The following is an 11,480-nucleotide window of genomic DNA, read 5'->3' as shown; positions in this document are numbered from 1 at the left end:
CACCATGTCTTCCCTGCTCCGCCCCCCGCACCTCCGCCGCGCCACCGTCGCGCTGCTGCTCGCCGCCGGCCTCGCCGCCGCCACGCAGGCCGCGCCGCCCAACCACAGCGGCACCCTGACCCTGCTGTCGACCAGCGAGCCGACCGCGCTCGTCACCATCGGCAATGTCGCCACGCCGATCCTCAGCGTCAGCGCCAAGGTCACCGAGGGCCTGCTCAAGTACGACTACGACGTCAATCCGCAGCCGCAGCTGGCGACCAAGTGGGTCATCAGCCCCGACGGCCTGACCTACACCTTCACGCTGCGCCAGGGCGTGAAGTGGCACGACGGCAAGGACTTCACCTCGGCCGACGTCGCCTACTCGATCGAGCTGCTGAAGAAGATCCATCCGCGCGGCCGCAACACTTTTGCCAACCTCACGGCCATCGACACGCCCGACAAGTACACCGCGATCCTGCGGCTGTCGAAGCCCGCGCCCTACCTGATCCGCGCGCTGGTCGCGACCGAGACGCCGATCGTGCCCAAGCATGTCTACGAGGGCACCGACCCCGCGAACAATCCGAACAACAACGCGCCGATCGGCACCGGCCCGTTCAGGTTCAAGGAGTGGGTGCGTGGCAGCCACATCGTGTACGAGCGCAATCCCGAGTACTGGGACAAGCCCAAGCCCTTCATCGACCAGCTGATCGTGCGTTTCGTGACCGACCCGGCGGCAGCCGCCGTGGCCTTCGAGACCGGCACCGTCGACCTCGGCTATCGCACGCCGGTGCCGCTCGCGGATCTCGAGCGGCTCAAGAAGGTGCCCGCGCTGCGCTTCGAGACGAAGGGCAACAGCTACTCGTCGAACGTGACCCGGCTCGAGTTCAACCTCGACAACGAGTACTTCAAGAACGAGAAGGTGCGCCAGGCCGTGGCCCATGCCGTCGACCGCGGCGTGATCGTGAAGGTGGTGAACTACGGCTACGGCCAGGTCAGCTATTCGCCGATCGCGCCCGGCCTCAAGGCCTTCCACGATCCCGCGCCCTCGCCCTATGCCTTCGACCTCAAGAAGGCCAACGCCCTACTGGACGAGGCCGGTTATCCGCGCAAGGCCGGCGGCGTGCGCTTCAGCGTGCCGCTGGACTTCAACCCGATCGGCGCCGACGGTCCGCGCCTGGCCGACTACCTGCGCTCGACCCTGGCGCGCATCGGCATCGCGGTGACGGTGCGGGCGCAGGACCCGAGCGCCTTCATCAAGCGCATCTACACGGACCGAGATTTCGCGTTCACGCACAACGGGGCGAGCAATTTGTTCGATCCGACCGTGGGGGTGCAGCGGTTGTACTGGTCGAAGAACTTCATCAAGGGCGTGCCGTTCTCGAATGGCACGCACTATCAGAGTCCGGTGGTGGACAAGCTGCTCGAGGATGCGGCGGTGGAGAACGATCCTGCGCGGCGGTTGAAGCTGTTCAGGGAGTTTCAGGATACGGTGGCGCGGGATGTGCCGGATTTGAATCTCTATCAGCCTGTGTTCATCACCATTGCGAATCAGCGGGTGCATGACCATTCGTTGACTGCGGATAGGGTGGAGTCGAATTTGGCTGATGTCTACGTTGACGAGGCTAAGAAATAGTTCTTTTTTTTAGGCTGTTGGCCGGGTCTCGCCCCGGCGGGCGAGTCACTTTCTCTTGTCTCGCCAAGAGAAAGTAACCAAAGAGAAGGCGACCCCGCTGTCTGTGTCCCTCCGCTTCGCTACGGGCAACCTGCGGTGCTCGGAGAAGCGGGGTCCGCAGAACTCGCTCCACTGCGTTGCGCTCAGACAGCTGCGGCCCTTATCCCGCTTTCTCCTGCGCTCCTCGGCACAGCCAGAGGGGACTAGGGTCAACGCGCCGTGGCGCGTCCTTGTGTGGTGTGTAGCGAATGTTCAGGCCCTGGATCTTTCACTGAGGCCGAGCAACGCGAAGGCCCGTTGGGTATGCGCGGCCGAGCGCAGCGATGGCCCGAACCACTCCCCTCTGGCTGCGCCGAGGAGCGCAGCGTTTCGCGGATCAGGGCTCGCAGCTGTTTGAGCGAAGCGAGTTCTGCGAGACCCCGCGAAACGCGAGCACCGCAGGTTGCCCGTAGCGAAGCGGAGGGTCGCAGACAGTGGGGTCGCCTTTCTTTGCTTACTTTCTTTGGCGAGATGTATGGACCGGGCACATGGTGGACAGGTGTGCGAGGACATGGTGGACACCATTGGGTATATCGCCCGATCGGAAGACGACCATGCCCTGGAGCACCCGAGACACCATGAGCCTGAGAGAAGAGTTCGTTGCCCTGGCACGCCAGGAAGGTGCCAACCGGCGCGAGCTGTGTCGGCGCTTCGGCATCAGCCCGCAGACCGGCTACAAATGGCTCGCACGCAGCGCCACGTTGGGTGCCGCCGGCCTGGGCGATGCCAGTCGACGCCCGCACCACAGTCCTGGCGAGACCTCGCCCGAGCTTCAACAATCCATCGTCTCGCTGCGCCAGCAGCACCCCGCCTGGGGCGCACGCAAGCTCGCACGGCGACTGAGTGACCTCGGACAGGGTTGCGTGGCTCCGAGCACCGTCAACTCCATCCTCAAGCGCCACGGCCTCATCAGCGCCCAGGCCAGCAGTGCGGCCACCGCTTGGCAGCGCTTCGAGCACGAGGCGCCCAACAGCCTTTGGCAGATCGACTTCAAGGGCTACGTGTCCACCGCAGCAGGGCGCTGCCACCCGCTGACGCTGCTGGACGACCATTCCCGCTACAACCTGGCCCTGCGCGCCTGTGCCCGTCAGCAAACGGCCAGCGTGAAGGAGCAACTGCAGGATGTCTTCTCCCGCTACGGCTTGCCGGTGCGAATCAATGCGGACAACGGCGCGCCCTGGGGGCAGTCCGCGCGAGCCGGGCCAACTCAGCGAACTCGCGCTGTGGCTGATCCGCCTGGGCGTGCGGGTGAGCTTCAGCAGCCCCTATCACCCGCAGACCAATGGCAAGGACGAGCGCTTCCATCGCAGCCTGAAGGCGGAGTTGCTGGCCGGGCGCAGCTTCCAGGATCTGGCGCAGGCGCAGCAGCAGTTCGATCGCTGGAGGCATGTCTACAACCATGAGCGCCCGCACCAGGCGCTGGGCATGAACACCCCGGCGAGCCGGTATCGCGCTAGCGAGAGGGCCTATCCGAGAACGCTGCCGCCGCTCGAGTACGGCCCGAACGACACGGTGGTGAAGGTCGGCTGGCTGGGGGGAGGTGCGCTTCAAGAGCAAGCGCTTCAAGGTGTCTGCAGCACTCAAGGACCACGAGATCGCGCTGCGCGAGCAGCCCGGCAGACAGGGCTGCTATGACGTCTACTTCGTGCACCACAAGCTGCGCGAGATCGACCTGCGCGAGGCCTGAACCACCATGCAGAATGTGTCCACCATGTCCTCGCACATGTGTCACCCATGTCTCCGGTCCATACAGCGAGACAAAGAAAGTGAGCCGCCCGCCGGGGCGGGACCCGGCCTACGCCCTCAAGAAAGACAAAACACCCAAGAAACTAAGCAGCCTTCCTCTGCTCAGCCCCAGGCACAGCAGCAATCAAGCTCCGCGTATACGCATGCTGCGGCCGATCCCAAATATCCTGATACCCCCCCGTCTCCACGATCTTCCCCTTGTTCATCACCATCACCCGATCCGCGATGTACCGCACCACCGACAGATCGTGCGAGATGAACAGGTAGGACAGCCCGAAGTCCTCCTTCAGCTCCACCAGCAGGTTCAGGATCTGCGCCTGCACCGACACGTCGAGCGCCGACACCGGCTCGTCGAGCACCACCAGCGACGGCCGCAGCACGAGCGCTCGCGCGATGCCGATGCGCCTGGCGCTGCCCGCCCGAGAACTCGTTGGGAAAGCGCCGTGCCGCGTCGGCCGGCAGGCCCACGCGCTCGAGGATGGCGGCGATGCGGTTGCGCCGCTCGGCGCGGTCGTCCACGCCGTGCACCTTGAGCACCGACTCGAGGATGTCGAACACGCTGCGCCGCGGGTTCAGCGACGCATAGGGATCCTGGAACACCATCTGCACGCGCCGCCGCCAGGGCTTGAGTGCTTTCTCGGACAGCGAAGCGATGTCGGTGCCGTCGAACACGATGCGCCCGCCCGCCGGGTCCACCAGCCGCAACAGCGTGCGCGAGAGCGTGGACTTGCCGCAGCCCGATTCGCCGACCAGGCCCACGGTCTCGCCCGCGCGGATGTCGAAGGACACACCGTCGACGGCATGCAGCACGCCGCCGCCACGCGTCGGGTAGTCGGTGCGCAGGTCCTGCACCGACAGCAGCGGCTCGCCCGCCGCGGCGCGCACGGGCAAGGCACGCACCTTCGTGTTCGGCTGCGGCACATGCAGCGCGAAGTCGCGCACGCCGGTCGCGGGATCGAGCCGGGTCTGGATCTCGGGCAGGCGCGCATCGGCGTAGTGCAGCGCGCTGCCGGCATGCAGCGAGGCGCCGAGCAGGCCGCGGGTGTAGGCATGCGAAGGAGCGGCGAAGAGCTTCGAGGTCGGCGCCTCCTCGACCTTCTCGCCGCCATACATCACGGCCACGCGATCGGCCCATTGGGCCACCAGGCCCAGGTCGTGGGTGATCAGCAGCAGCGCCATGTCGAGCTCGCGGCGCAGGCCGTCGAGCAGTTCGAGGATCTGCGCCTGGATGGTCACGTCGAGCGCGGTGGTGGGCTCGTCGGCCACCAGCAGGCGCGGCTTGCAGGCCACGGCCATCGCGATCATCACGCGCTGGCGCTGGCCGCCCGAGAGGTTGTGCGGATGGTCGTCGATGCGCCGCTGCGGTTCGGGAATGCGCACCAGGTCGAGCAGCTCGATGGCACGCCGGCGCGCCGCGGCGGCCGAGAGCTTCTCGTGGCGGCGCAGCGTCTCCTGATCTGCGCGCCGATGGTGTGCACCGGGTTCAGCGAGGTCATCGGCTCCTGGAAGATCATCGCGATCTCGCGCCCGCGCACCTCGCGCAGCGCGGCCGGCGACAGCGCGCAGGATGTCGCGCCCGTCGAAATGGATGCTGCCGCGCAGCGCGGTGCCGGGCGCGAGCAGGCGCAGCAGCGCCAGCGCGGTGGTCGACTTGCCGCAGCCCGATTCGCCGACCAGCGCCAGCGTCTCGCCGCGCTGCAAGGTCAGGTCCAGCCCGCGCACGGCCTGGATCGGGCCGTTCGAGCCGTGGAAGAAGACATCGAGGCCGCGCACGTCCAGCAGCGGCGGCGCGATCGTCACTTGTTCGAGCGTCATCTCAACGGCCCCTCAAACGCGGGTTGAAGGCATCGTTGAGGCCGTCGCCCACGAGGTTGAGCGCCAGCACGGTGAAGACGATGGCCGCCCCCGGCAGCGCCGTGAGGTACCAGGCGGTGCGCAACAACTCGCGGCCCTGGCCGATCATGCTGCCCCACGACACCGCATTGGGGTCGCCCATGCCGAGGAAGGACAGCGCCGACTCGATCAGGATCGCGCTGGCCACCAGCACCGAGGTGGTGACGATGACCGGCGGCAGCGCGTTCGGCAGCATCTCCTGGAAGATGATGCGCGCATGACCGAAGCCCTGGCTGCGCGCGGCGAGCACGAACTCGGTCTCGCGCAGCGCGCGGAACTCGGCGCGCACCAGCCGCGCGATCACGGGCCAGGAGGCCAGGCCGATCGCGAACACGATCACCGGCACCGAGGGCTGGCCGATCGCCACCACCACGATCACGAACAGGAACGAGGGCATGGTCTGGAACAGCTCGGTGATGCGCACCAGCACGTCGTCGATGCGGCCGCCGAAGTAGCCCGCGGTGGCGCCCACGAGGATGCCGATCGCGAGGCTCAGCACGGCCGCGACCACGCCCACCGCGAGCGAGATGCGCGCACCGTGCGCAATGCCGGCGGCGACGTCGCGCCCGAGCGAATCGCTGCCCAGCGGATAGGCCGCGTCCTGGCCGGGCCACAGCAGCGGCTGCGCGACCATGTCGAGCGGATCGCCCGGATAGAGCAACGGCGCGAGCAGGGCCAGCACCAGCATGGCCAGCAGCAGCACCACGCCCGCCACGGCGGAGGGGTTGCGCACGAAGGCGCGCAGCGCGGCGCGGGCGCGCCGAGACCGGGCGGGCGTCGACGGCGGCGACAACGACGGAAGCGGCCGGCGTCGGCGGCGCGGGCGGTTCCGCGCGGCGGGGCGCCGTTGCCGGCGCGGGCGCTTGCGCGAGGTTGGAGTCGAGCAGGAAGGGAGTGGACATCGGTGAGGAACGAGAAGAGCGTGAAGCGGTGCGCGCGCGGAACTCAGCGCACCTGGATGCGCGGGTCGAGCAGCGCGTGCAGCAGGTCGACCAGCATGTTGGCCACGATCACCAGCAGCGAGGACATCAGCAGCACGCCGAGCAGCACCGTGTAGTCGCGCCCGGCCACCGAGTCGAAGGCCAGCCGGCCGAGACCGGGCCAGCTGAAGACGGTCTCGACCACCACCGCGCCGCCGAGCAGGGTGCCCAGGTGCATGCCGGCCACGGTGGTGACCGGGATCAGCGCGTTGCGCAGAACGTGGCGCATCGTGACGGTCCACGGATGCAGGCCCTTGGCCTCGGCGGTGCGCACGAAGTCCTGGCGCGACACCTCGAGCATGGCCGCGCGCGTGAGCCGCGAGAAGATGGCGATGTAGAAGCCCGCGAGCGCGAGCGCCGGCAGCACCAGGTGGCGCGCCACGTCGACCGCGCGCTTCAGCCCGGTGTAGCCCGCGCCGATGGTCTCGCTGCCGCCGGTGGGCAGCCAGCCCAGGTGCACCGAGAACAGCACGATCGCCATCAGCCCGAGCCAGAAGCCCGGCGTGGAGTACAGCAGCAGCGCCAGCACCGAGAGCGTGCGGTCCTGCCAGCGGCCCACGCGCGTGGCCATGATGGTGCCCAGCGCGATGCCGATGGCGAGCGCGAAGCCCAGCGCGGTGAGCATCAAGAGCAGCGTGTTGCCCAGCCGCGCGCCGATCAGCGCCACCACCGGCATGTTGTAGCGCGGCGAAACGCCGAGGCTGCCGTGCGAGAGGTTGTAGAGGTAGCTGCCGAGCTGCTGCAGCACCGGCAGGTCGAGGCCGAAGTGGGCGCGCAGCTGCGCCATGCTCTCGGCCGTGGCCGAGCCCGATTCGGCCGCCACCACGTCGGCGGCGTCGCCCGGGATCAGCTGCATCAGCACGAAGTTCAGCAGGATGACGCCGATCACGGTCGGTACGGCCTGCCAGGCCGTGCGCACCAGGGTTCGGCCGGCGCTTCGCAGGTTCATGGCGCCACCGCCGCGTCGGCCGTGGCGGGCGCGACCAGCCGGATGCCCACGTCGCCTTCGCGCTCGAGCTGGGCCACGAGGCCGATCTCCCAGTCGAGGTACTGCTGGAAGCCGGCATTGCGCGCCGCCAGGTCGGCATGCGCGTAGGGGCTGTACCAGTGGTCGTCGTCGCCGGTCAGCACGCCCTCGCCGCCCTGGCCGGCGGGCAGGCCGGCCGCGACCCAGGCCTGGGTGCCGCCCGAGAGCGCGAGCACCTCGCGCGCGCTGCCGTCGCGGGCCAGGCGCGCGATGAGTTCGGCCGCGACCGCGCCGGCCAGCACGCCGTCGGACGAGACCAGCACCACGCGCTGCGCGGCGGGCAGGCCGGCGATGAATTCCTCGAGCCGGTCGGGCACCGCGAAGCGCGCGCCCGCGACATGGCGGCGCTCGTAGGCGGCGCGGCGCTCGATGTCGAACACCGCGACGCTGCCGGCGTCCAGCGCCGATGCGAGTTCCCGCACCGCGATGCGCGGCGCGCGCGCATGCAGCGGCAGCAGCTTCACGGGCTCGGGGCCGAGCACCAGCACCGGCAGCGGCGCCGGTGCATGCACGAAGACCTCGTGGCCGCCGAGCTGCGCGAGCCAGGCCGCGGTGGTCAGCGCGCGCACGCCGTCCCAGTCGGCCAGCACGATGCGCGCGCGGCGCACGCCGACGTACTCGTCGGTGGCCTGCACCAGCTGGCCGCCGGGCGCCCAGCGCCAGCCCTCGAGATGGCCGGCCTCGTATTCCTGGCGCGTGCGCACGTCGAAGCGGTAGAGCGAGCGTTCGCCGGCCTCGGCCTCGAGCCGTGCCAGGCCCGCGGCGTCGATGCGGCGCACGCCGGCGCGCCGGGCCACGTCCTCGGCGCGCGCGCGCGCCTGCTCGAGGCCGGCGGCCTCGGGCTCGGGCAGCGGCGCGCTGCGGCCGTGCGACAGCGTGCGCCCGGCCAGCAACCAGGCCATGGTGCCGTCCTTGAGCGAGACCACGGGGTTCGGGATGCCCGCGTCGATCAGCGTCTGCGCGCCGACGATGCTGCGCGTGCGGCCGGCACAGTTCACCACCACCAGCGTCTCGGGACGCGGCGCGAATTCATGGATGCGGTAGACCAGCTCGGCGCCCGGCAGGCTGTGGGCGAACGGCAGGCTGAAGTCGGCGAACTCCTCGGGCGTGCGGCTGTCGACCACCACGATGTCGTCGCCGCGTTCCACGCGCTGATGCAGCTCGTCGACCGAGATCCACGGCGTGTGCTTGCGGTGCTCGATGACCTCGCCGAAAGCCTTGCTCGGCACGTTGCTGCCGCTGAACAGCTCGTAGCCCGCCGCGGCCCAGCCCGCGGTGCCGCCGGCCAGCACCGACACGTTGCGCCAGCCCAGGCGCACCAGCTTGCCTGCCGCCTGGTGGGCCAGCGACTCGTCGGCGTCGGTCAGCACGATGCGGGTGTCGCGGCGCGGCACCAGGCGGTCGATCAAGAGCTCCAGCCGCCACAGCGGCGCCGAGGCGGCCAGCAGGATGTGGCTGCGCACGAAGACGCCGGTCTCGCGCACGTCGAGCAGCGCGATCTCCTCGCCATCGGACAGCGCGGCCTTGAGCGCCGCTGGCGCGATCGCCGGATGGCGGACGTTGCGCGGCGGCCCGAACTGGCGGTAGCTGCCGCCGGCCGTGCCTTCGAACACCACGCGATGCTCGAGCCGCTCGAGCGCGCGGCCGTAGAAGTGCAGGTGCCGGCCGTCGAGGCCGTCGACCAGCTCGATGGTGTGGACGTCGGTCGGCGTCAGCACCACCGCGCTGCCCGCGGCCACGTCGACCACGCGCGTCTGCACGAGGTCGTCGCGCGCGGGATCGGCGGTCTTCTCGCGGCGGTAGAGCACGTTGCGCTCGTTGCCTTCGACGCCCGCGATGATCGCCCAGGTCGTGTGGTCGTGCGGCGGCTGGGCCTTGCCGGCCAGGCCCGCGGAGAGGTAGAGCGCGAAGCCGCCATCGGCGTCCTCGGCCAGCCGGTAGACCTGCGCGGGGCGCTCGGCATCGATCGGGAAATGGGCGGCCGGGAACAGGTCGGCGCGCCGGCCCAGCGCGATCAGCGCGTCGGCCACGGGCTGCAGCCGGGCGTGGCCCTCGCCGGGGCCGGCGGCCAGCAGGCCGCGCCCCTGCGCGAGAAAGGCGTCGATGGCGCGCGCACGCTCGCTCGCGAGGTCGTTGCCCGAGGTTTCGACGGGGAGTTCGGAGAGGCTCATGGGGACTTTCGAGGGGAATGCGGGGAAGACCGGGAAGACGGAAGCACGGCACGGGGCCGCGGTGTGGGCAGGGTATGCGGCGGACCGGGCCGGCCGAACGAAGTTTTTCTTCTACGCATATCCGGTTTGCTTCGTTGGACGCGCGCGCGCCCGCGCCTACGGTCGGCACATCCTCGAACGAGACACCCAATGACCTCCCTGCCCTCCCCGACCCGCGGCGCGCGCCGCGCCCTGCTGCGCGCCACCTTGGCCGCTCCCGTCCTGCTCGCCGCCCTCACGGCGTCCGCCCGCGCCGCCACCGACGAGGCGGCCGGTTTCCCCTCGAAGCCGGTCCACATCGTGGTGCCGGTGGCCGCCGGCGGCAGCGCCGACAAGCTCACCCGCCTGATCGCCGAGCGCCTGACCGAGCGCTGGGGCCAGTCGGTGGTGGTCGAGAACCTCGGCGGCGCCAGCGGCACCATTGGCGCCGCGCGCGTGGCCAAGTCGCCGGCCGACGGCTATACGCTGCTGCAGCAGGGCGAGGGCCTGACGCTCAACGGCATCCTGTTCGACCGCCTGCCCTACGACGGCCAGAAGGCCTTCACGCCGGTGATCAAGGCGGTGGTCAATCCGCAGATCCTGGTGGTCAATCCGAAGACCGGCATCGGCGACTTCCGCGCCTACCTCGCGCGCGCCAAGGCGCGGCCGCACTCGATCAGCCTGGGCCTGCCGGGCAACGGCGGCATCGCCCACGTGGCGCACGAGATGATCGGCCAGGAGACCGGCGCGCAGGTCAACTACATCCCCTACTCGGGCGGCGGGCCGGCCACGCTCGACGTGCTCGCGGGCCACGTCGACGCCACCTTGATCACGCTGGCCGCCGTGACCGACCACGTGCGCGCCGGCAAGCTGCGCGCGCTCGCGGTCACCACCGACTACCGCTCGGGCGCGCTGCCCGAGGTGCCGACCATGGCCGAGGCCGGGCTGCCGGGCTTCGCGGTCGAGAGCTGGCAGGGCTATTTCGCGCCGGCCGGCACGCCGCCGGCCGTGGTCGCGAAGATCAACCGCGACATCCAGGCCGTGATCGCCGCGCCCGAAACGCGCGCCAAGCTCGAGGACATGGGCTTCAAGGTGACCGGCGGCTCGCCGGCCGACCTGGGGCGCACGCTGGCGGCGGAGCGCATCCGCTATGCGAAGACCATTCAGACGGCGGGGATCTCGCTGCGCTGAAATAAATAAAAAACGGACAGCCGGACGCAGAGGACGCGAAGGATTCGCGAAGAGCGCGAAAAAAGAAATTCGAAATTTCTTCTTCTGGCTTCCTTTTGTGTCCTTCGCGGAACCTTCGCGTCCTCTGCGTCCGGAGTTCCGCTCCCGTTTTCTCAGGCCGCCTGCAGCCGCGCCTCGCCCTGCCACAGCGCGCCCGCATACGAACTCCGGCCCGAAGTCCGGTGGCACCTCGGCGCGCGTGCGTGCCTCGTGCAGCGGCAGGTCGGCCAGCAGCAGGTCCTCGCTGATGCGGCGCACGATGGCCGGCACGTAGCCGCGCATGCCGGGCACGTCGCCCAGCGGCAGGCCGGTGCTCGCGAAGCCTCCCGGGTTGTAGACATGGATGTCGCGCAGCCACGGCGCCGTGCCCGCCGTCTTCTCGACCAGCTCGAGGCCCGTGCCCAGGTAGGGCGCGGCCGCGAGCTCGTCGTCGCGCTCGTTCGCTGGCGCCTCGAAGCGATCGCGCCAGCGCAGCACCAGGTCGGCGATGCCGGTCAGCTCGGGGCGTTCGCTCAACTCGTGGCTGTAGCCGGTGCCGGCGATCGCGAAGTCGAAGTGGAAATGCTCGTCGTGCACGTGGGCCACGAGCTGGTTGCCGTTCTGCGTGACGCCGCGCCACGGCGCGCCCAGGTGCAGGTGGAAGTTGGGAAAGGCCAGCACGCGCTGCACCGAGTCGGGCGGCGGCGTGGTGCCCAGGCGCCGGTAGCGCGCCGCATGATGCCAGC

General features: G+C 69.8%; 6 protein-coding genes and 1 pseudogene. 3 read left to right on the top strand and 4 right to left on the bottom strand.

Going from position 1 to position 11,480, the window contains the following annotated elements; all coding sequences use genetic code 11:
• Positions 1-4: 4 nt before the first annotated feature.
• Positions 5-1,612, top strand: coding sequence for an ABC transporter substrate-binding protein (locus tag ACHMXE_RS10870; RefSeq protein WP_395345974.1), 1,608 nt, complete (start codon positions 5-7; stop codon positions 1,610-1,612).
• Positions 1,613-2,244: 632 nt separating this feature from the next.
• Positions 2,245-3,377, top strand: a pseudogene (locus tag ACHMXE_RS10865) (IS481 family transposase).
• Positions 3,378-3,538: 161 nt separating this feature from the next.
• Here the strand turns inward: ACHMXE_RS10865 and ACHMXE_RS10860 are convergent.
• The 4 genes from ACHMXE_RS10860 to ACHMXE_RS10845 all read right to left on the bottom strand — a co-directional run bounded on the left by ACHMXE_RS10860 (position 3,539) and on the right by ACHMXE_RS10845 (position 9,507).
• Complete coding sequence (locus tag ACHMXE_RS10860; RefSeq protein WP_395345973.1) at positions 3,539-5,251, bottom strand: ATP-binding cassette domain-containing protein; 1,713 nt, start codon at positions 5,249-5,251, stop codon at positions 3,539-3,541.
• A 1-nt stretch (position 5,252) separates the two neighbouring features.
• On the bottom strand, positions 5,253-6,122 hold the full coding sequence (locus ACHMXE_RS10855; protein WP_395345972.1) for an ABC transporter permease: 870 nt from the start codon (positions 6,120-6,122) through the stop codon (positions 5,253-5,255).
• Positions 6,123-6,274: 152 nt separating this feature from the next.
• Positions 6,275-7,258: an ABC transporter permease gene (locus ACHMXE_RS10850; protein WP_395345971.1), complete on the bottom strand. Its 984-nt coding sequence runs from the start codon at positions 7,256-7,258 to the stop codon at positions 6,275-6,277.
• Positions 7,255-9,507: a rhodanese-like domain-containing protein gene (locus tag ACHMXE_RS10845; RefSeq protein WP_395345970.1), complete on the bottom strand. Its 2,253-nt coding sequence runs from the start codon at positions 9,505-9,507 to the stop codon at positions 7,255-7,257. Before ACHMXE_RS10845 ends, ACHMXE_RS10850 begins: the two co-directional genes overlap by 4 nt.
• A gap of 189 nt (positions 9,508-9,696) precedes the next feature.
• On the opposite strand from ACHMXE_RS10845, the gene ACHMXE_RS10840 reads away from it, so the two are divergent.
• Positions 9,697-10,716 (top strand): tripartite tricarboxylate transporter substrate binding protein, encoded by a 1,020-nt coding sequence (locus ACHMXE_RS10840; RefSeq protein WP_395345969.1) that lies wholly within the window; start codon positions 9,697-9,699, stop codon positions 10,714-10,716.
• The last annotated feature ends 764 nt before the right edge of the window (positions 10,717-11,480 follow it).

This window comes from Variovorax sp. UC122_21, from assembly GCF_044056785.1.
In the GTDB taxonomy this organism is placed as follows: Bacteria; Pseudomonadota; Gammaproteobacteria; order Burkholderiales; family Burkholderiaceae_C; genus Variovorax.
This window is presented reverse-complemented; position numbering and strand designations above follow the sequence as displayed.

Coding starts and splice junctions, on each gene's coding strand:
- ACHMXE_RS10870 (WP_395345974.1), top strand. CDS start 5: ATGTCTTCCCTGCTCCGCCCCCCGCACCTCCGCCGCGCCACCGTCGCG.
- ACHMXE_RS10860 (WP_395345973.1), bottom strand. CDS start 5,251: ATGACGCTCGAACAAGTGACGATCGCGCCGCCGCTGCTGGACGTGCGC.
- ACHMXE_RS10850 (WP_395345971.1), bottom strand. CDS start 7,258: ATGAACCTGCGAAGCGCCGGCCGAACCCTGGTGCGCACGGCCTGGCAG.
- ACHMXE_RS10845 (WP_395345970.1), bottom strand. CDS start 9,507: ATGAGCCTCTCCGAACTCCCCGTCGAAACCTCGGGCAACGACCTCGCG.
- ACHMXE_RS10840 (WP_395345969.1), top strand. CDS start 9,697: ATGACCTCCCTGCCCTCCCCGACCCGCGGCGCGCGCCGCGCCCTGCTG.